Origin of the sequence: Paenibacillus sp. FSL R7-0313 (genome assembly GCF_037969885.1) — a bacterium.
Classification (GTDB): domain Bacteria; phylum Bacillota; class Bacilli; order Paenibacillales; family Paenibacillaceae; genus Paenibacillus.
In genome coordinates this window covers 2,594,033-2,613,892 of the sequence record NZ_CP150219.1, presented here as the reverse complement: position 1 = coordinate 2,613,892, position 19,860 = coordinate 2,594,033, and the positions used below count along the sequence as shown (strand labels likewise).

Genomic DNA, 19,860 nt, shown 5'->3' with positions numbered 1-19,860 from the left:
CCTTTTTAATGAAAGAACAGACTTATTTTGAACAAAATAGAGAAAAACACCTGGCAGAACTGAATGAATGGTTGTCCATTCCAAGTATTTCCGCCATTTCCGAGCATAAAGAGGATGTTAATCGTGCAGCACAATGGGCAGCAGATGCGCTCACACGTGCAGGCATGGAAAACGTAGAGGTCATTCAAACGGCTGGACATCCGATTGTTTATGCAGATCACCTGCATGCACCCGGCAAACCGACAGCGCTGATCTATGGACACTATGATGTACAACCAGTTGATCCGCTTAACCTGTGGGAGACACCTCCTTTTGAACCTACCGTTCGTGATGGGAAGCTGTTCGCCCGTGGTGCGACGGATGACAAAGGACAGATTTTCCTACATATCAAGGCAGTAGAAGCCATTCTCGCCGAAAACAAAGAACTTCCGGTTAACATCAAGTTCTGCATCGAAGGCGAAGAGGAAATCTCCAGCCCGAACTTGCCCATCTATCTGAATGAACATACAGACAAGCTGCGTGCAGACATGGTACTGATCTCGGATACGTCCCTGCTTGAAAAAGGTAAACCGGCGATCTCCACTGGCCTGCGCGGCCTCTGCTCGCTTCACGTAGATCTGAACACAGCCAATACCGACTTGCACTCCGGTTCATTTGGTGGTGGTGTACCTAACGCACTGCACGCACTCGTATCCCTGCTCGCTTCGTTGCATGATGAGCAAGGCCGTGTGAGTGTAGATGGTTTCTACGACGGCGTTCTGCCACTATCTCCTGAGATGAGAGAAGAATTTGTGAAACAGGGCTTCAATGAAGAACAACTTCGTCAAGACCTCGGATTGGAGCAATTGTACGGCGAAGAAGGTTACTCGTTCGTGGAACGTGTTGGCGCTCGTCCAACATTGGAACTGAACGGCGTATGGGGTGGTTTCCAGGGCGAAGGCAGCAAAACGGTTATTCCGAAGGAAGCTCATGCCAAAATCACCTGCCGCCTCGTTGCGGATCAAGATCCACAACATGTATTGGATCGTATTGAAGCACATCTGCGCGCTAACGTTCAACCGGGTGCAACATTGCATGTGAAACAGATTGAAAAAGCTTTTGCTTTCAACACCGATCCTTCCAATCCAATTCTGCAAAAAGCGGCAGATGCGTATGAGCACGTGTATGGCGTTCGTGCCCTCTTTACCAAAGATGGCGGCTCCATTCCGATTGTTGAGAAACTCTCACGTGTACTCGAAATCCCTGCTGTTATGATGGGCTTTGGCTTGCCGGATGAGAACTTGCATGCTCCGAACGAGCACTTCAACCTGGAGAACTTTGATAAAGGGTTGTTGACGATTGTTCAGTTTTTGAAGAGTTTGTAATAGTTAAAAAATACTCTTACACGGAGGTCACTACGCGGGGAGAATAAGCTTCCGATCGCTGTTATCCCCCGATTTCTTTGATCCCCTTTTCTAAAGGGAGAAATTCGGGTGATAAAGGCGAACGCTCCGCTTCTTCAGCTTTTTTCTCCCCTCTCCGTTAACGTGTAAATTATTTATTCAACTTCATAAAGAATAGGGGCAGATAGATATTACAAAAACGGTGGCCTACAGGTCATCGTTTTTGTTTGAATCGATTTCGTCCCCTTCACTACGTTGCAGCTTCTCGCATGACTGATTTTAGGATTGAGCCTAACTATTGAATGGTTAGTATAATGGGGAGAACAAAAGGACGGCCTTCGGGTCGTCTTTTTTGTTATTTATTTTATTTCTTTGTTTCTTTTTTCTTTGTTTTTTGTTTCTTTGGTTCTTTGGTTTTTTGGTTCTTTGGTTTTTTGGTTCTTTGGTTCTTTGGTGAAATTGTAGTTTTTTTCATGGCTGCTTTTTATGAATGGAGACGATGCAGACTTACTTTTAAATGGATTAGTGTATTAGAGATAAAAACATGGTGACCTTATTAGGCCGTTTCTTTGGATTTTGTCTTGATCGTTACGTTGTAGCTTTAGCGCGGCTGCTTCGAAGGATTGGGTCTCACTTTGATGGGTTAGTGTGATAGATTACCTTAACGATGGGCTGCTGAACACTTTTTAGATTTTTTCGTTTTTTTCGTTTTTTTCTCAATAACTTCGTTATCGTTGTTCCTATGACTGATTTTATAGACGAGGTCTCTCTTTTAATGGTTTAGTGTATTGGAGATAACTTACGAGACCTTATCGGCGGTTTTTTTAGATTAATTACGTCTCCTCACTAGGTTTCAGGCTTTTACCATGGTTGCTCTTTATTGTGACTGGTTTTAGACGACGGCTAACTTTTAAGGGATTGTGATAGAGACAATACAAGTGGCCTTTAGGAGTTTATTTGAAGCGATTGATATTCAATATTTAGGATGCACCCTTATGGAGTATGATGTGGATCGGGTAACGGATATTGTTGATGGCTACAGAGGTATTTGTGGATGGAGGATCTTGCAGGATTCCTGCGTTTTGATCTGCTTATGTTAAGCGACTTCGGCGCGGGGCTTTTGCCATGAGTGTTTACCTGCTGTTGTGCCCCCGCAAGCTAATCCAAAATGATGAGGTGAATGTTGTGTCTGCTTCTCACCTAACCAAACATGCGTTGGCTCACTCGCTTAAATCACTGATGGAGCATACTCCACTGAACAAGATTACGGTCAAACATCTGGTTGACCATTGCGGCGTGAACCGGCAAACCTTTTATTATCATTTTCAGGATATTTACGCGCTGCTTGGGTGGATCTATCAGACTGAAGCGGTGGAGGGCCTTACGGAGTACCGAAGCTACAGTACATGGACGGACGGATTCCATAAAATCTTTTGTTACATCGAGAACAACAAAACGTTCTGCTGCAACACACTCGACTCGCTCGGGCGTACCCACTTGGACACATACCTCTATGAAGTAACCCATGATCTGATCATGGGTGTTATTGATGAACTCGCCTGCGGGATTAAGGTCCGCAGTGAGGACAAAGAGTTCGTCGCCAACTTCTATACCTTGGCCTTCACGGGGCTGATCATCCAATGGATGAGGGGCGACATGCGAGAACCTCCCAAACATATTATCGAGAAGCTCAGTGAGCTGATCGAAGGCAGTGTCCTGAGGGCACTGCACAGGTATGAGAATAAGCTGCCATCCACTTAAGGATGCGCGGCTTTTTTTCATATGTGATCTAAGCCTAGGTTTTAGACACTTTTCCAAAAGTGACCAAAAATTAGACACTCCCGTTCTTTTGATCATACCTTACGGGACCTGCAAAGTTTACATTAGGGATGTGATTACAGAACCTTTTGGAGGCGAATGATCGTGAAGAAAGATTACGGTAATAAACAGGTCTATTTTGTAGGGGGCGGCATTGCATCTTTGGCGGGTGCAGCTTATCTGGTCAGAGATTGTGGCTTTCCTGGAGAACACATTCACATTATCGAAGAAATGCCAATTCTCGGTGGCAGCAATGACGGTGCTGGTAATCCCGATCAAGGTTATATCATCCGCGGCGGGCGAATGCTCAATGACGAGGCCTATGAGAATCTGTGGGAGCTGCTGGCTTCCATCCCTTCCATCGACCGTCCGGGCATATCTGTCCGACAGGAAATTACCGAATTTGACGATGCCAATCCCACACATTCCAATGCACGGCTCATCAACCGTGACGGGAAGGTTGAAGATGTGCTCTCGATGGGCTTTGATATGGCGGACCGTCTGGCGATGGGTAAACTGATTATTACTCCTGAAGACACGCTGGGTAAACTGCGCATCAACGACTGGTTTGGTCCTCATTTTTTCAAAACAAACTTCTGGTATATGTGGGCGACCACCTTTGCATTCCAACCTTGGCATAGCGCCGTGGAATTCAAAAGATACATGCTTCGCTTTTTTCACGAATTCCCGAGAATTCAGACGCTGGAAGGTGTTACCCGCACACCGTTCAACCAGTATGACTCGATCATCCTGCCACTGCATAAATATTTGGAACCGTTTGGCGTAGATTTCACGCTGAAATGCACGGTTACTGATCTGGATTTCAAAGACGGCGACGGCATTACGGTAAGTCGGATGCATGTGCGACGCAACGGTGCCGAGGAGATTATCGACATCAATGAAGGCGATCTGGTCATTGTCACAAACGGTTCGATGACCGAAGGGGCCGATATCGGCTCCATGACCTCCGCACCGAAACTGAACGGCAAGGGCAGCTCATGGAAGCTGTGGGAGAACATTGCCGCAAAGAAACCGATGCTGGGCAACCCTTCTTCTTTTAATGATCATGTGGATGAGTCCAAATGGGAATCGTTTACGGTCACCTTCCAGGATTCGGTCTTCTTTGATCTGATGGAGAAATTCACACGCAACCGGGCAGGTACCGGCGCTCTGGTTACTTTCAAGGATTCCAGCTGGTTCATGTCTGTTGTTCTAGCCTTTCAACCGCACTTCCGCGGTCAGCCGGAGCATGTAAAAGTATTCTGGGGATACGGATTATATCCGGATAACGTGGGCGATTACGTGAAGAAAAGAATGTGCGACTGTACCGGGGAAGAGATTATGCAGGAGTTGATTGGACATCTTCATTTCCAGGAACATCAAGAGGAGATCATGGCGACCGCCAACTGCATTCCATGCATGATGCCTTACATTACAGCCCAATTCATGCCTAGACTGAACAGCGACAGACCAAAGGTTGTGCCTGAAGGCTCCACCAACCTGGCCTTTATCAGCCAATTCTGCGAGATTCCCGATGACGTGGTATTCACCGAAGAATATTCAGTCCGGGCAGCACGGATCGCCGTCTACACCTTGCTTGGAGAGAACCGTCCAATTGAGCCGATCAACAAGTATCAGTATGATGTTCGGACGCTGTTCAGCAGTTTTGTGACTTCGTTTAGATAATTGCTTATATAGAGAATGTGTGTTGTTGAATTGTATAAAGCAAATAGAGAGAGTTCCGTCAGCTATGACAGGACTCTCTCTTTCGTTTACTCGTTTACTATCTAAGCCCGACACATAACCTTACTCGAGATTGCCAACTGTCGTCTAAAGAACCTGACAAGCCTTATTACTTGAAATATCGCAGGTTTGAAAATCTAACGAATCGTAGACATCTTATTTACGCTGCAGACATGTTTAAGTACCGAAATATCGCTAAATTGCATTAAATAGCGTGTCTGAGATTCGTTACATTTTCTATCACTGCCAAATCATTGGAATAAGGCTTCACAGATTCGTTAGCGCTACGTGGCCTACGGAGAAAACTACTTATGAGAATGGAATCGTAGTGAAATGTTATTGTCGAATCCTAGTCTATTCTTCCTTGAAACTTAACTTATTACTCTTCCATGTTACTCACGTATACTCTTGTGGTTGTTCATGGTGTTACTCTTCATTTTTGCGTTGTTACTCATCGCTTATGAGAGCCACATATTATACTCTACTCTTCCTACTCACGCCGCTTATTACAGCCTACATATCACACTTCACTTATGTGCGGAATGTTGTGAACTTCAGCATGTGCACAAGCTTGGATAAATGTGCGATCTCCTGCTGGACTCCAGAGGTGTCCGTACCTATCATTGCCTGGTTTGCCCGCAGCGTTCTGCGTGTGTTCAGCATACCTTCGATCAGTTTCATGACCGTGTTGCGTCCACGATGATCGACAATCATATACTTTTTGCGTGCATCCAGCTCTACCCATACGATGTTGCTGAATGATGTAAACAGATGCCTGCGGTACAGCTCCATATCGGTCTCATTGTAATGCTCGCCATAAAAGGCATAATATCCGTGTATGTGCAACTTCTCCGCCAACACTGTGATGAACGGATCATGTTCGAGCATAGCGTTACGTTCCATGTTTCACGCCTCCGTTATGCGTGATCCGCAGATCCCGTCTTTTTGAGATCTATTTTAACATATTGCGCAAGGTGTTGCCTCTCCACAAATACTCCACGCTACAACTTACTCGCCAATCCGTCTGCCCTTCACCCATACACCCTCAATATCCAGCTCCGCATTCAGCAAAACAATATCTGCCTGCTTACCTTGAGCCAAGGAACCTGTCCGGTGTTCAATGCCGAGCAGGCGTGCCGGAGTCAGACTTGCTGCACGTGATGCAGCGTTCAGACTCAGACCCACTTCCTGAACCAGATAACAGAAACCGCGAATCATCGTCAGTGTACTTCCCGCCAATGCGCCGCCTTCCTTCAGTCTGGCTTCGCCATGCTTCACGATTACGGGCAGGTCACCGATCTTGTATTCCCCATCATCCAGTCCCGCAGCAGACATGGCATCTGTAATCAACACGAGTTGATCGTTATGTTGCTTCAATTGAGCGAGGATTGATATCGCCGCAGGGTGCACATGAATGCCGTCAGCAATCACCTCAGCACTGATACGTGGATCACTCAGCACGGCTCCGGCAGCTCCCGGTAGCCGGTGATGTAGCGGTGTCATGGCATTAAACGTATGTACCGCATGATGAAGTCCTGCTTCCACTGCCCGCTCCACCTCTTCATAGGTCGCATCCGTGTGGCCGAGTGCCGCTGTAATCCGCTGTTCTCGCAGCCACGTGATGACTTCCAGTGCGCCTTCACGTTCCGGTGCCAACGTAACTTGACGGATAAGGCCGGGATATTGCTTCTCCCATGCTTCAAGCCAGGATACATCAGGCAGCATGATATGTTCCGGATTTTGCGCACCAGGCCATTTCGGACTGAAGAACGGACCTTCCAGGTGCACACCCTCAAGTTGTGCATATGGCATTTCACTCGAACGGTAGCGTTCCACTTCAGCAAGTACGCTATCCAGTCGCTCTTTTGGAGCCGTCATGGAAGTCGCAAGCATCGCTGTTGTGCCCTGCGTACTATGGAAAGAAGTGATCTTGTCCAACACCTCAGGGCTTGCGTCCATAAAGTCTTCTCCATTCCCACCATGCACATGGATATCAATGAATCCAGGCACAATGAGGCCGCGTTCCGGTACAGACAGCGGCAAAGCCTCTCGCCGAATCTGTTCAGGAAGACCTTCCGGTATCCCAACATAAAGGATTTCCCCATCCCTCCAGGCTATTACACCGTCTTCCAACATTTCATCTGCAAGGAGCAACTTGCCCCGAAGAAGAGAAATATTTTCATCACGCTGTCTCCCAGGTTCATGGCTATTCGCTCCGGTCATCTCACCAGCCTCCCTGCCGCACGGTCCAGCAATACCACCACATTTGGATGACATTGCAAAAGCGATGCAGGACAGGCCGTTGTGATTGGGCCCATGAACGCTTCGCGAATAATCTCGGCTTTTTCCTCGCCACGGGCAATGAGCAGAATTTGTTTGGCTTTCAAAATGGTACCGACACCCATCGTAATCGCTTGAGCCGGAACTTCATCAATGCTGTCAAAGAAACGTGCGTTTGCCTTTCGCGTCTCGTCTTTCAGATCCACGACATGTGTTCGTCCTGTAAGTTCAGTTCCCGGTTCATTGAAGCCAATATGACCATTATGTCCAATGCCAAGCAGTTGCAGATCTACAGGTCCACGATCGTCCAGCCGTTGTTCATAGGAATTACATTCCTGTTCCAGATCGGCAGCCTGACCATCAGGCACTTGCGTTCTAGCAATATCTATATCGATATGTTTGAATAATTGTTCGTTCATGAAACTGCGGTAACTCTCGTGATGTTCTGTTGGAAGTCCAACATACTCATCGAGATTAAAAGAAGAAGCCTGTGAGAAGCTGACAAGCCCCTTCTGGTACAACGTGATAAGCTGTTTATATATGCCCACAGGAGAACTTCCTGTCGCAAGCCCCAATACAGCCCGTGGTTTGGTCTGCAACAAGCTGGCAATGAGGCCAGCACCCGTGGCGTTTAAATCTTCTTCATTTTCAAAAATTCGTATATTCATCTTCATCTGTCAGGCACCTCCGTTGTGTTGGAATCGATAAGACTGCACGTTGTGATAGGATTGTTCCAGTCTGGGGATAAAACGGTCGAAGTCGGCACTTACCATGCCTGTGAACAAAATATCGACCACATGCAGCAGTGCAATACGTGAAGCCATATCTCCGCGCCTCATGCCTTCTTCCAAGGAAGAGGTGAACAGTGGGATATCCGATACCGTTGCGAGTGTGTTACTTCCGTAGGAGGTCAGTGAGATCGTAGAAGCTCCGGCCTCTTTGGCACAATGCAGGGCATCGATGGTCTCTGGTGTTTCGCCTGAATAGGATACGGCCATCGCCACATCTCCCTCGGCGAGCGAAGATGCGGATGTAATCTGCATATGTGAGTCGGAAAAAGCTGTACAGCTCTTGCCAATCCGCACCAGTTTCTGATAGAAATCCTGTGTAACAATCGATGAGGTAGCTACACCGTACAGATCGATGCGGCGAGCCTGACACAATAATTGCACTGCCTGCTCCAATCTGCCCAAATCCAGCAAGCGGGTGGTATCTGCAATCGACGCGAGGTGGTTGGCTTCGATAGCTTCAACAATTTTGGATAGGGAATTGCCCGCTACAATATCCTGATACGCCGTTTCATCAGATGCGTGGGACAATTCTGCGGCAAGTTTCATTTTGAAATCGGGAAAACCTTTGAAATGAAACGACTTGCAAAAGCGGGTCACCGTCGCCGCACTTGTGCCACTCTGCTCTGCCAGATGACTAATCGTCCAACCTGGAATATCCGAGGGAGATTGCATAATGACTTCGGCAATACGTCGCTCCTGAGACGGAAGGTTATTCAGTTCTTGCTGCAACGCACGTAATATGGCTGCCATGAGGTCCTCACTTTATGAAAATTATTTTTATTTATTTCTAATAAATTAAGAAAATCATTTTTATAACTTCATTTTAATCAAGACGATCCTGCAAATCAAGAGGAATTTCACATGAGTTTTGCATTCATGCTGAACGTGTGGGTAGACCCTCGTCTCCTTGCTCCAAATAGTGGATATCCTTTATATTGAGAATCGAGAGGGGTGCAATTCTAATGAATCGAAGACAACGGGAAAAGCTCATTCCTTCCATCTGGATTATGGCTTCCAAACAAACAGAAGGACACGCCTATTATGCCCTCTATGCTATCGACTGGAAACGCGGAGGTCGGTTGAGTTGGGAAGGTTGGAATCAGCTCGAAGACTTGCTACAATTTCATATTCCGATCAAACGAAAAGCCGGAGGAAGGAAATCCGCTTCCCAACCTGCCGCAAAAATTGCGAAAATAGCGCTCCATCTTCATCTGAACGAAGCACAATTTGAGGAATTGGAGCAGCTCTTTTATCAGCCATTTTCGAAGAAAAAATGGAGGATTTTCCTTCAAATGAATAGGAATCAATAAGTGTATGGATTCGTTTGTTTCATTTTTTCACGCAAAAACAAAAAAGCCTCTTCCTTCTTTAGTTTAGTTAAAGAATAGGAAAGACTTTCGCGGTACTAAGATTCAATTCGTTCTAATTAATGTCATCATATCGTTTTAAGAATTTGCTGGCTAAGCCGGGTACAGTCATTTGATGGACCGATTGATTTTCAATTTCCTCCGCCAGATCATCATCTGTGAGAGAAACGAAAAACGTAATGTCTGCTTTGGTTTGTCCATATCGGGCGAAAACGTCATCTGCTGTCTCATTCACAACTTTGACGATGATTCGAATGATCTCATCCTTATACTTCTGGACATCTTCTGTTGCATACAACAATCGACTGATGTGGTTAAAGTGCGTATCCTCGCCATATTGATATTCGGAGCAGCCCCATCTGTAATAGATTTCGTCCTCCTCGCTGTCGCACAACCCCTGTTCCTTCATATTGGTAATATGCCTAGCCAGGGATTCCTCTGTATTTACCGCCATGAACAGCGTTACCCAATCACTGTCTGTTCCAAAGGCACAAGCATATACTTTCTCGTGCTCTACCTTAGCCAGCGTTTGTTCCAGATCAGGAAGAAACCCCGCTCGAAATTGATTTTCAAATTCACTTAAAAAGTGGTCCACACAGCTCATCCTTTCATTTTCAATGCAGTTTAAGATTCAAATGTTTTTCAAACCATTGATTCGGGCCGAAACGGTTAACGAGATATTCATATCCCCGCCCTGTTGCTATGTAGGTCTCTCGATAACTACAAGGTACCACATAATCGCAATTAACGTGCTTACTTCCTACACCCTTAAACGACTATGCTATAATAAAAATACGACTAACCAAGTGAGGTGACACCGATGAAATGGGGAGAGATTATTGAATTACACCCAGATCGTTTTGTGCTTGTGGAAGCAATCAAGGCAAGCTCCAGCAACCGTGTCCGTCAACTAGAGGATATAGCTGTTATTCAAAACTATGATAATCCTCAAGAAGCCTGGAGCGGTTACAAAGAACTGCACAAGCTCCATCCGACACGCGAGTTATATGTCTTTCATACGAGCAGAAGCGATGTTGAGGTTGTAGAGGAATTTTTCTCAGGAACCTCATGCAAAGTCGACTTTGAATTAATGGATGTTCAATTTTCAACATAAGCCATGTAATGATAACCTTTGGATGGTTGCGTTGCGTGGCTTATTTTTATACACCATGGATGGGTGACTTAATCCCTGAACAGCGGATCATCTGATGTAATAAACTATAAATCAGTAGCAAAAAAGCCTTGCCCCATTCTTCATGACAAAGAATAGAGAAAGGCTTTCATGCTGCTACTTAATCCTAACTGTAATTCGCAACTAAATCTTCAGTTCTCCAAGCTTAATCAGCTCGACAACTGCCTGCGAACGACCCTTAACATTGAGTTTCTGCATCACATTCGAAATATGGTTACGCACCGTTTTCTCGCTGATGAATAACTGCCCTGCGATGTCACGCGTTGTTTTGTCTTGAACCAGTAATTCGAATACTTCGCGTTCACGGTGGGTCAACAAAAATTTGCTTTTATGATCGATACCCTTCAATGTTCACCCCTCCTTGCTCGGGTTGTGTTGGTGTAACAAGGTTAAGGGGATACAGTCAACTCATCTTATGTCAGGTCAAGGGCGTTGGTTCAGTTTTATAAGAAAAATGGGCAGTAATTTGCATACATCGCTCTAAAATAGTTGGTGCATAGTTCAAAAAATTATGTATTAATCAGTTATTGTTCTTCCAAGCCCTTTCGGTATAACTCCAACGCTTAAAAAACTCTTTCTCATCAATTATTGAATGATAAACAGGTTCAAGAAAAGAAACAAGAGCATCCATCACATCCTGAAATGCAAGTTGTTCTTCAACCCCTAAACGACGCAGAAAAGCCTGCCACTGTTTTGTCCGACCTTCATTTTCAGCAAATTCTTCATGAAACAGAGGATGCTCTTTTTCAAATATTGTGCCCCGTTGTTGAAAGGTTTCGGACACTGCCTCGTGAAGGATTCGACCATCAAAGTTGTTCGTTGTTAACAGCGTATAAATATCATAAAAATCCTTCATCCGACTATTCATCACAGATAATGTGATCATGGCTTCAAATTTTTCTGAAATGACGGATTCCCTCGAGTAGGCTTGAACTTGTGGTGCTGTCATATCCAGTAGAACAGGATATTCAATAAGCTGGGGCTTCGGGACCACCACATCACCAAATCCGATATCAAACTGCAAACTTTTTCTCATCCGCCCTAAAAGAGCAGTTACTTTAATTCTTACTCCCTCATAATCAGCATCTTCTTTAATTCTCTCCGTTGTCAGTTCATCCAACTGAAATGCAATACCATCCGTAGGAACCGCTATTGAGCAAATGGATACAAACGACTCTCTTAATAAATCCAGTTCATTAGCAATCTGTCTGGCGAGAAAATCAACGTCTTTGGTTGGACGTGCCTTGAATTGAGTTTGTGAGAACAAAAACAACCCGCCCTTTAAAATGAATTTATCCCTGTACTCAGAAATGGATAAACGATATAAGAAACGCTCCTGAAAATAAAGCAACAGCAAGGTATCAAATGCTTTTCCTGATTTTTTAGCTATATTTTTCAAACGTTCAGAAACAGAGGCGGGAATATTTTTAATTTCACTCATTAGATCAGCACCTCCAGATACTTTTGCAAAACCGTTCGAATTCGTAGCTTATCAGCATAGGAGACAAGCCTTGTTATATTCTTGTGGGGGGATTGAAGGTAATTCCTCAGCCCTTCCTTCATCAAGTCAATTCCAATCTTCTCACGATACCTCACCATATCACAAATTGTTTTCTCACGATCATAAATTTTAACTGCCGAGCCATCAATATAGACTTCATCAATTCCAATTTTGTATTGAGCATCTGCCAAATAGATTACTTTAATAGGAGGATAGTCTGGAAGCTTTGGCTTTTTACCGCCACGATGAATAGCAATCTGATATTCCCATGGATTGTAAGTTGTCAGTTCATAGAAGGAGAGCGCAGAGAGAAGACATATAACTCCTTTGGGAACAAGTTTGGATACCTCAACCATTTCATGGGGCGGTTCATTAAATTGACCAGACTGTCGGTAAATCCCCTGTTTTACCCGTTCAATTTCACCAGCGGACTCCAGTTTTTTTATGTAGTAAGGGGATACGCCCGCTTCTATGAAATCTTTTGTTCGAGCAAAACCATGCTGTTCTTCAAATACTCGCATTGCAGCAACTACAATTTTCTCGTTCATACACTCACCACCATTCACATTTGCGCGTGCATTTCTTGCCTTATCTGGATCTGTTCAGAATTTTCTTTCCAAGTTCATTCTAATCCATAACTATTCCACACCCTAATTTCAATCCCCTTTATTATTCACTAAAAACTCTGCACTTAGACGTAAGAGCAGAACATAATTCTTTTAGGAGCGCAAGAATATTAGATGGTACTTCATTTCGTTAGTCTATTTAGTCTATATGGAAGACAAATATTCTGAATTTATTGAAGAAACATTCAAAGTGTATCCTGTTGAGATCATGTAAAACAAACATGCCCCTGCAGCGGATGTTACCATCTGCGCAAAGGCACACTTGTTCATGTCTTAAAAAACTACCGATCCATTCGGTTCATGACACCACCGTTGTGATTACGGTTCATCAGGCCATCGTCAAGGATGCCATCACGGTGATTGGTATCCGTACCGTTCGTTGGGAAAATGCGCTCCACCATCGATTGGAACGTATCGATCATGCCACTAACGGGCTTACCGTTACGAATATCTGTGGCATAGTTCTCGACATGCTCCACAAAATCCGGATTGGCTGATACATATACATTCTCGATGTTTGGTGCAAACTGCTTGATTTTGGCTGAAATCTTGCCTTTAATCTCAGCTGATGTGTTATCATCCGTGCTATCTACACGTTGTCCTTCACTTTTCATACCATAATGCCCATCGTCCGTCCCACGTGCTTTGCCGCTGTTTGTCAGACCACGCATCATACCAATTGTTCCTGTGCCCATCGTGCCATAAATGCCACGGTCATTACCCATATGGCTGCGATCCGTTGCTGAATTTGTGTTCAGTCCTGGAGCAATTCCGCTAGTGCTGTACGGAGACATTGTTCCCGTACCGCCATTCACACGCATACCACCCATATCGTGATTCATGTTGCCCCCACGCATGGTATCACTGGCATGATTACGCATTGTTCCATTCAGCATGCTCGTACGACCATTGGACTTGCTCTCCAACTTGCCTGCATGACCATCTGCCAAACGAACCGCCACATAAGCATTACGATCCGTTAACATGACACGGGCGGATTTAACTTCCTTCATCTCCGTGATGCGTTTTGCCAGCTCTTCACTGGATTTCAGGTCAGTCACATTATGCATGCGATAACTTTTCGCACGGATGCCATCCATGCCATTTGTTTCCACACCATAACGGTTAATGCCGTTGGCTTGCTGACGAACACTTTGTGTATGCATATTGTTGGTATCCCGATTCGTGCCACAACCTGTCAAACCGGCCATTACAAAGATCGCAGTAGATAATGATAACGTAATAGCTGTTGCCTTTTTGACTGCTGGCATGTACTCATCCTCCAATGTCTGTTGGTTTTGGTCACAAAGATAGGATGCGCTTCTGTACGTACCGATATGCTGAAAGGATATGGTACCTTACCCTGTAGATTCAGGTCTTCTGGTTTGGGTCTTCTGGTTTGAGTCTTTGCTTATTGGCCTTTAGGTTTGATCTGTGGACAGTGAGTTTCTTCGCTATATAAAATAAAAAAACAGTGCTGCTTGTTCGCAGCACTGCCTCGAAATAATATTGCATCTTAACTCAATAATATCACTTATCTTCCGCCCCGCTCATTTCCCGTCTGTTGATGAGGATGTCGTTGCGTCATTTGCAGAACTCGATGACTCTTCCGACGAAGTTGTGGATGCTTTAATTGTATCCGGGAATTTCTCGGCTTCCGTTAGACTTGTCGCATCCATGCCATATGCCCATTGACCATCTGGCGTAATGACCCAGATCTGATCCGGGTCGGATGGCACTGTAAGTCCCCGATACACGTCTCTAACTTGTTGCCCATCAACCGTCTGTTCAACAGACAGAGTGAATCGTGGAACAGTACCTTTCAGCTCGGACGCTTTGCGCACATCATCTGCTGTCGACAGGTTTTTGATTTTGCCGATAAGAGATACGGCATCTGTGGCTTCAATCGTTTTTCCATTCAGTGTCCAAGTCTGCTCTGCCGCATCGTTCTCCGATGTCGATGTTAACATCCAGGTAGCTGCTTCACCTTCCCACTCCAGAGACTCAACATTCGTCTCATCCATGTTGAAAGGTGTCGTGTCCAATAAATCACGACGAGACAAAGCTATATTGGTAATCGTCTCTGTCTGTACGGCAACTACGGGACCCTCATCTACGCGTACATACCGTGCATCATCTGCTGGAAGCTGTCCGCCAATAGCCAGTTTGATCTCCCGATTATCTTTGAGTTTGATATCCATACGTGTAGCATCTGTACCTAATCCGTACTTATCCGGATCCGTCGGCGATTCTTCCACCACCAGTTCCTGATTTGCACCACTCAGAGCATCCAGCCAGCTGCTTACACTGTAACCGTTCAGAGGATAGGCTTTTGGCTCAACCATCTGCCATACGCCATTTTCAAGCGACAAAGTCGAAGATCCTGCTGCACCGGATGTCTCCTCCGTAGTGTCATGTATTGTGATAGATTGAATATCCCCGGATTGAATACCGAGCAATTTGGCTTGTACCGCTTCTTCTTCTCGAAAATAATTTTGACTGGCCGCGTACACCCAGCCCACAATCAGTACGATGACTACCAGAATCGTTGGGACCCATTTTCTCATACCCGTCTACGCCTCCACCATAAGAGTACACCGATGATAACAAAGATAAGTGGGAACGCTACAATAGCCACGAAGAAAATCGTTCTAGCTTGCTCGCCATTCAGGTATGCCGTCTCATACCCGGCTTGTACCCGTGGGCGAATCGTCAATCCATTTTCTTTCTCACTCAAATAGTTTACCGTATTCAAAATAAAGTCCCGATTGCCGCCATTCGCAATTTCCGAATCCTGCATGAAAATGGACGACCCCAGAATAACCGCCTTCGGTTTACCATCCGTTGTATCGGCTGCATACCCTAATTCAACGGGTCCCTGAATGTCCTCTTCGGCATCATTGGTTGTTTCATTCTGCAATAAGCCGCCGATATTTGTCTCCCCATAACTGTCATTCGAAGAATGAATTAACGGTGAAAGGGTATATTTATCCTGTTCTTTGCTGGTCAACGCAATCGACAGCGACAACATCGGATACAATTGGCTTGCAGCAAGTTTGTCCGTGATTGCATGTGTACCATACTCCGGCACCACCCAGAGTGGCCCCATCGTACTGGCTTGCTGGTTATCTACCATGACCGCATGCTCGTCAACGACGCCATAGTCAGCCATCAGGGCATCGATGTTTTTCCAACTGGATTTCATATCTTCTACAAATCCGAGGGATAATAACAGCTTGCCTCCATTACTCAGATAGGTGCGAATGGCCTTCATTTCTGCATCACTGAGATCACGTTGTGGACCTATAATGGCAAGCACATCTGCATCTTCCGGAACCTTCCCGGCCTGATTCAACTGCAACTCTTCCGTCTGCACATTATTTTGTTCCAAGGAGGATTTCAGCGTAGTCATCTGAGCGAGACTCAGCTCTTCATGTCCGGTCAAAAAGACCATTTTATGCATCTCGGTGGATGACATATTCATGAGCGCCTGTGTCAGCTTTTCTTCACCTGTGAATTGATATGATCCGTCACTGCCGTCACCTGTCGCGGTGAACAAACTGGCGATATCAATCACTTTGTGTTGATCGCCCTGCTCCAGCACAATGGAGCTGCCTGTTATGCCGTATTTGGATGCAAGCGCAGGTTCCTGCGTCAGATTATACTGTTTTAGCTTCAACTTGCTATTACGTTTCGTGTATTCCTCGACCATATCCGTGACCTCACGGTTCAGGACGGTGTTGTTGGCATTTTCGACGGTTAACACCAGAATGTTGACGTCATCCTTCACGTCTTTGATCGCAGTTAGAGACTGGTCAGACAACGTGTATTGTTTGTTCGAGGTCAGATCCAGCTGGAAGCCGCCAAGTGAATTCAGGAACAGTGTTAGCAAAATAAAGATGCCAATCACCGCTACGGACAGCACGGTACTGTTGGTATGACTTAACCATTTTTTCATCTTCTCACCTCCACCGCTTCCGTTCCACAATTTGAATGCTTAACAGCAGAAACACACCTGAAAGTGTGACATAGTACAATATATCCGGTCCACTAAGTACACCTTTCATGAAGCTGTCGAACCGGTTGGTCAGTGCAAATGGGTCCAGCCACTGTTGCAAAGCAGATCCCGTATTTCCTGCGAATGAATCAAGCATCCACAAAACGAGCAAAATAATAAAACCCGCCACCGCAGACACCATCTGATGCTGAGATAATGTAGAAGCGAACAATCCAATCGCCATCATGCTTCCGCCCAGGAAAAATAACCCCAGCGCAGACATCCATACTGTCGTCATATCCAATGTCCCATAGAACGACATGATGAATGGATACACCAGACTACACAGGATGAGAACGACCAGAATGGCCAGAGAGGCAAGATATTTGCCAAAAATAATTTCTGTTACACGTGCCGGAGAAGTCAGCAATAACTCATCCGTTCCCTGTCTGAATTCCTCTGCAACCAGTCGCATCGTTAACAATGGCACGACAAACAGCAGCATGGACAACGTATCCCCCAACACGAGACGATAATCGACAATACTCGGCTGGTAATATACAAAGCTTGAATAGAACAGCAGACTGGTCATCAGTACATATACGGCAAAAGCAAAATAGGACGTTGGTGACAGAAAATAAGCTTGTAGCTCTTTATTGCATACCGCCATCATTCGTCTCATTTGGAATCCTCCCCTTTGTGAGCTTGGGGCGAAGTATCGGCTGCTGTACTCACTGATGTTTCTGATGTACTCGAGGAGTCGAGGTCCGCAGTTACGTTCTGATCCATCTCTGCCCCAGCAACCTTATCCACATCTGGCGAATTCGTATCTGTATCTGTTGTCTCGGTTGTGGTCAGCTTTAGGAAAATCTGCTCCAGGCTTAGGTTCTCCTTCTTCATCTCCAGTATCGGTAATCCTGCACCAGACAAAAGGTAGAACAGCTCCTCCCGGAAATCTTCCGAGTTTTCTCCAGTAAGCAGCATTTTAACCGTATTCGCTGAATCTGAATTAAGTGAACTATCTTTGGTGGGATTCGCATCCGATGCTTGTATGACTTCACTCCGCACCTTCTCCCATGGGGTCAGCACATTATGTAATTGCTCCGCAGTGGCCTTCACTTCAATCGACACCTTGAACTGATCCCCCATTGCTGATCCGAAATGCTGAGGTGAACCATCCAGCACGAGCTGTCCCTGATTGATGATCAACATTCGATTACAGAGCGTGCTCACTTCAGGCAAAATATGCGTACTGAGCAGCACCGTATGGTTCTCTCCCAGTTCCCGAATCAGATCTCTGATCTCGATAATCTGATTTGGATCAAGGCCCGATGTTGGCTCATCCAGAACCAGCAGATCCGGTTTATGAATAATGGCTCCTGCCAGCCCAAGGCGTTGTTTGTATCCTTTGGATAACCCACGTACCATTTGCCTTTCCCGACCCTGAAGTCCCAATCTACTAACCATCTCACTGACACGCAGCTTAACCTCACGTGCCGGGACATCTCGCAAATTGGCTACGAATTTAAGATAGGACTGCACCGTCATATCCGGATACAGTGGCGGAGTTTCAGGCAGATACCCAATCTTGGAACGAACACGCTGACCCTGCTCATGCACCGATACCCCATCCACCATAATGGTACCCGCGGTTGGATGCAGATAGCCCGTAATCATACGCATCGTTGTTGTTTTTCCGGCACCATTTGGCCCGAGAAAGCCAACAATCTCACCACGTTCCATGGTGAAATCCAGTTGATGTACGCCGCGTTGCCCTTCGTAAACTTTGCTGACCTGTTTCACTTCGAGCACATCATTCATCCTTTCCCGTTAAAATACCCGTGCACCATCGTTCAGGTTAGATGATAGACACGGGAAGTTCCTTGTATCTTACGTGAGCTATCCTAGCCTCAGCTTAATGACACTTAAAAGGCAGCTTAAAAATATTTGTCCAAAATGTGAACATTCTGACCAACACCCACACCCTGCGCTTAAAGCCAACGTAACATAGAGTACAGGAGAATGTGCTCCTGACCAAAAGTCAGAGGGTGAATCGTGTGAAAGTATTATTCACGTTTTATGTTCCAAGCGGTGGCGTGGATACGTTAAATCGACTGCGCACCGCTGTTCTGAAACGCCACGGCATTGAAGCGCACCTATTATATCTCAACACAGGCTCGGGATTGCAGAACAACAGTGATACGCCCATTTTCACCGCGTCCAGTGACGAGGATATTCATCATATCATTCATACTCATCATTATGATGCCATCATTGCCACTTCAGACATCGCTATGCCCGGCCGCTTGAGAGGACTTGGTTATACCGGACGAATTATTTTTGAAGCACAGGGACTCGGAACACGCGATCAAGCTCTGGAAACGATACAGATGGGTGTCCCTTACCTTCAAGCCCATTGCGATGCTGCCGTTATACCTCCCACAGACCATCTGCTGGATATGTTCATTCATATCTGTCCTTGGCTTCATCGGTTTGTTATTCCGAATATGCTGGATACGAACACCTTCGCACCCATTTTGGTGGATACCCCACCCTATCCGGTGCTGGCTTGGGTAGGACGACTTGAACACAACAAAAACTGGCGTGAATATTTAATCATCTCAAGTGAAATCGTCAAAAAAAATCCAAAAGCCAGACTATGGTTATTCCACGATCCAACTTTGGCTAATCCAGAAGATGAGGTCATGTTCCGGCACATGCTGGTAGAATACGGACTTGAGGATCGGATTGGCATCTTCATCAATGTTCCACATTCTCAGATGCCTGCATACTATTCCATGATTGCCGAATCAGGGGGGATCATGTTATCCACTTCATTGCTTGAAGGATTCGGCTATGCCGTCGCTGAAGCCATCAGTTGTGGCTGCCCGGTGCTCAGCACGGATTCGGATGGTGTACGTTCATTTATCACACATAATAAGACTGGTAAGTTTTATCCGATTGGAAATGTAAAGGCAGCTGTAGCCGAAGCAAGGGAGCTCATGGATAACAAGAAACTGCGTGACTATATTCGCATTCAGGGCAGACAGCATATGAGCTTGTCTTTTTCACCCGATCGATATGCCATTTCTTTCCGTGAAATGATGACAGCACTGCGAATTTTCCATTGAATATAGCAAAAAGGCAGTTCAGCAAAATTTTC

19 protein-coding genes are annotated in these 19,860 nt (G+C 45.6%); 6 read left to right on the top strand and 13 right to left on the bottom strand.

Annotated features, from left to right (window positions below; genetic code table 11):
• Window positions 1-8 precede the first annotated feature (8 nt).
• The 3 genes from NSQ38_RS11460 (at window position 9) to NSQ38_RS11450 (ending at window position 4,886) form a co-directional block, all read left to right on the top strand.
• Complete coding sequence (locus NSQ38_RS11460; RefSeq protein ID WP_339789297.1) at window positions 9-1,364, top strand: dipeptidase; 1,356 nt, start codon at window positions 9-11, stop codon at window positions 1,362-1,364.
• A 1,143-nt stretch (window positions 1,365-2,507) separates the two neighbouring features.
• Window positions 2,508-3,143 carry a TetR/AcrR family transcriptional regulator C-terminal domain-containing protein gene (locus tag NSQ38_RS11455; protein ID WP_339789294.1) on the top strand — a complete coding sequence of 212 codons (636 nt, stop codon included), beginning with the start codon at window positions 2,508-2,510 and terminating at the stop codon, window positions 3,141-3,143.
• Window positions 3,144-3,299: 156 nt separating this feature from the next.
• Entirely contained in the window at window positions 3,300-4,886 is a 1,587-nt protein-coding gene (locus tag NSQ38_RS11450) for an oleate hydratase (protein WP_339789292.1), read from the top strand.
• A 588-nt stretch (window positions 4,887-5,474) separates the two neighbouring features.
• Here the strand turns inward: NSQ38_RS11450 and NSQ38_RS11445 are convergent.
• The 4 genes from NSQ38_RS11445 to NSQ38_RS11430 form a co-directional block, all read right to left on the bottom strand.
• Window positions 5,475-5,846, bottom strand: coding sequence for a hypothetical protein (locus NSQ38_RS11445; RefSeq protein WP_339789290.1), 372 nt, complete (start codon window positions 5,844-5,846; stop codon window positions 5,475-5,477).
• A 105-nt stretch (window positions 5,847-5,951) separates the two neighbouring features.
• Window positions 5,952-7,166, bottom strand: coding sequence for an N-acetylglucosamine-6-phosphate deacetylase (nagA, locus tag NSQ38_RS11440; RefSeq protein WP_339789287.1), 1,215 nt, complete (start codon window positions 7,164-7,166; stop codon window positions 5,952-5,954).
• Complete coding sequence (gene nagB, locus NSQ38_RS11435) at window positions 7,163-7,891, bottom strand: glucosamine-6-phosphate deaminase (RefSeq protein WP_339790493.1); 729 nt, start codon at window positions 7,889-7,891, stop codon at window positions 7,163-7,165. Before nagB ends, nagA begins: the two co-directional genes overlap by 4 nt.
• A 9-nt stretch (window positions 7,892-7,900) precedes the next feature.
• Window positions 7,901-8,764 (bottom strand): MurR/RpiR family transcriptional regulator, encoded by an 864-nt coding sequence (locus NSQ38_RS11430; protein ID WP_339789283.1) that lies wholly within the window; start codon window positions 8,762-8,764, stop codon window positions 7,901-7,903.
• A gap of 212 nt (window positions 8,765-8,976) precedes the next feature.
• On the opposite strand from NSQ38_RS11430, the gene NSQ38_RS11425 reads away from it, so the two are divergent.
• Window positions 8,977-9,324, top strand: a complete 348-nt coding sequence (locus tag NSQ38_RS11425; protein ID WP_339789281.1) for a hypothetical protein — start codon at window positions 8,977-8,979, stop codon at window positions 9,322-9,324.
• A gap of 112 nt (window positions 9,325-9,436) precedes the next feature.
• Here the strand turns inward: NSQ38_RS11425 and NSQ38_RS11420 are convergent, their stop codons facing one another.
• Window positions 9,437-9,985: a DUF4303 domain-containing protein gene (locus tag NSQ38_RS11420; RefSeq protein WP_339789279.1), complete on the bottom strand. Its 549-nt coding sequence runs from the start codon at window positions 9,983-9,985 to the stop codon at window positions 9,437-9,439.
• 216 nt (window positions 9,986-10,201) lie between these two features.
• On the opposite strand from NSQ38_RS11420, the gene NSQ38_RS11415 reads away from it, so the two are divergent.
• On the top strand, window positions 10,202-10,495 hold the full coding sequence (locus tag NSQ38_RS11415) for a hypothetical protein (protein WP_339789278.1): 294 nt from the start codon (window positions 10,202-10,204) through the stop codon (window positions 10,493-10,495).
• A 201-nt stretch (window positions 10,496-10,696) separates the two neighbouring features.
• Here NSQ38_RS11415 and NSQ38_RS11410 read toward each other — a convergent pair whose 3' ends face one another.
• From NSQ38_RS11410 to NSQ38_RS11375, 8 genes are all read right to left on the bottom strand, one after another.
• A complete protein-coding gene (locus NSQ38_RS11410; RefSeq protein ID WP_017692532.1) occupies window positions 10,697-10,921 on the bottom strand; it encodes a helix-turn-helix transcriptional regulator in 225 nt (74 codons plus the stop codon).
• A gap of 172 nt (window positions 10,922-11,093) precedes the next feature.
• Window positions 11,094-12,014 (bottom strand): nucleotidyl transferase AbiEii/AbiGii toxin family protein, encoded by a 921-nt coding sequence (locus NSQ38_RS11405; protein WP_100529708.1) that lies wholly within the window; start codon window positions 12,012-12,014, stop codon window positions 11,094-11,096.
• The gene (locus NSQ38_RS11400; protein WP_076211329.1) at window positions 12,014-12,622 is read right to left on the bottom strand and encodes a type IV toxin-antitoxin system AbiEi family antitoxin domain-containing protein; all 609 of its coding nucleotides are present in this window, start codon (window positions 12,620-12,622) and stop codon (window positions 12,014-12,016) included. Before NSQ38_RS11400 ends, NSQ38_RS11405 begins: the two co-directional genes overlap by 1 nt.
• 359 nt (window positions 12,623-12,981) lie before the next feature.
• Window positions 12,982-13,971 carry a YhcN/YlaJ family sporulation lipoprotein gene (locus NSQ38_RS11395; protein WP_339789275.1) on the bottom strand — a complete coding sequence of 330 codons (990 nt, stop codon included), beginning with the start codon at window positions 13,969-13,971 and terminating at the stop codon, window positions 12,982-12,984.
• 279 nt (window positions 13,972-14,250) lie between these two features.
• Window positions 14,251-15,267, bottom strand: coding sequence for a DUF4340 domain-containing protein (locus tag NSQ38_RS11390; protein ID WP_339789272.1), 1,017 nt, complete (start codon window positions 15,265-15,267; stop codon window positions 14,251-14,253).
• Window positions 15,264-16,658 (bottom strand): GldG family protein, encoded by a 1,395-nt coding sequence (locus NSQ38_RS11385; protein WP_339789270.1) that lies wholly within the window; start codon window positions 16,656-16,658, stop codon window positions 15,264-15,266. Before NSQ38_RS11385 ends, NSQ38_RS11390 begins: the two co-directional genes overlap by 4 nt.
• Window positions 16,659-16,662: 4 nt before the next feature.
• Window positions 16,663-17,379, bottom strand: a complete 717-nt coding sequence (locus tag NSQ38_RS11380) for an ABC transporter permease subunit (protein ID WP_017692528.1) — start codon at window positions 17,377-17,379, stop codon at window positions 16,663-16,665.
• Complete coding sequence (locus NSQ38_RS11375) at window positions 17,376-18,509, bottom strand: ATP-binding cassette domain-containing protein (RefSeq protein ID WP_339790491.1); 1,134 nt, start codon at window positions 18,507-18,509, stop codon at window positions 17,376-17,378. The genes NSQ38_RS11380 and NSQ38_RS11375 overlap by 4 nt, the downstream gene beginning before the upstream one ends.
• A gap of 245 nt (window positions 18,510-18,754) precedes the next feature.
• Between NSQ38_RS11375 and NSQ38_RS11370 the strand changes: the two genes are divergently transcribed.
• Window positions 18,755-19,828 (top strand): glycosyltransferase family 4 protein, encoded by a 1,074-nt coding sequence (locus NSQ38_RS11370; RefSeq protein ID WP_339789267.1) that lies wholly within the window; start codon window positions 18,755-18,757, stop codon window positions 19,826-19,828.
• The last annotated feature ends 32 nt before the right edge of the window (window positions 19,829-19,860 follow it).

Coding starts and splice junctions, on each gene's coding strand:
- NSQ38_RS11405 (WP_100529708.1), bottom strand. CDS start 12,014: ATGAGTGAAATTAAAAATATTCCCGCCTCTGTTTCTGAACGTTTGAAA.
- NSQ38_RS11460 (WP_339789297.1), top strand. CDS start 9: ATGAAAGAACAGACTTATTTTGAACAAAATAGAGAAAAACACCTGGCA.
- NSQ38_RS11420 (WP_339789279.1), bottom strand. CDS start 9,985: ATGAGCTGTGTGGACCACTTTTTAAGTGAATTTGAAAATCAATTTCGA.
- NSQ38_RS11400 (WP_076211329.1), bottom strand. CDS start 12,622: ATGAACGAGAAAATTGTAGTTGCTGCAATGCGAGTATTTGAAGAACAG.
- NSQ38_RS11445 (WP_339789290.1), bottom strand. CDS start 5,846: ATGGAACGTAACGCTATGCTCGAACATGATCCGTTCATCACAGTGTTG.
- NSQ38_RS11385 (WP_339789270.1), bottom strand. CDS start 16,658: ATGAAAAAATGGTTAAGTCATACCAACAGTACCGTGCTGTCCGTAGCG.
- nagB (WP_339790493.1), bottom strand. CDS start 7,891: ATGAATATACGAATTTTTGAAAATGAAGAAGATTTAAACGCCACGGGT.
- nagA (WP_339789287.1), bottom strand. CDS start 7,166: ATGACCGGAGCGAATAGCCATGAACCTGGGAGACAGCGTGATGAAAAT.
- NSQ38_RS11455 (WP_339789294.1), top strand. CDS start 2,508: ATGAGTGTTTACCTGCTGTTGTGCCCCCGCAAGCTAATCCAAAATGAT.
- NSQ38_RS11430 (WP_339789283.1), bottom strand. CDS start 8,764: ATGGCAGCCATATTACGTGCGTTGCAGCAAGAACTGAATAACCTTCCG.
- NSQ38_RS11395 (WP_339789275.1), bottom strand. CDS start 13,971: ATGCCAGCAGTCAAAAAGGCAACAGCTATTACGTTATCATTATCTACT.
- NSQ38_RS11390 (WP_339789272.1), bottom strand. CDS start 15,267: ATGAGAAAATGGGTCCCAACGATTCTGGTAGTCATCGTACTGATTGTG.
- NSQ38_RS11425 (WP_339789281.1), top strand. CDS start 8,977: ATGAATCGAAGACAACGGGAAAAGCTCATTCCTTCCATCTGGATTATG.
- NSQ38_RS11380 (WP_017692528.1), bottom strand. CDS start 17,379: ATGAGACGAATGATGGCGGTATGCAATAAAGAGCTACAAGCTTATTTT.
- NSQ38_RS11415 (WP_339789278.1), top strand. CDS start 10,202: ATGAAATGGGGAGAGATTATTGAATTACACCCAGATCGTTTTGTGCTT.
- NSQ38_RS11450 (WP_339789292.1), top strand. CDS start 3,300: ATGATCGTGAAGAAAGATTACGGTAATAAACAGGTCTATTTTGTAGGG.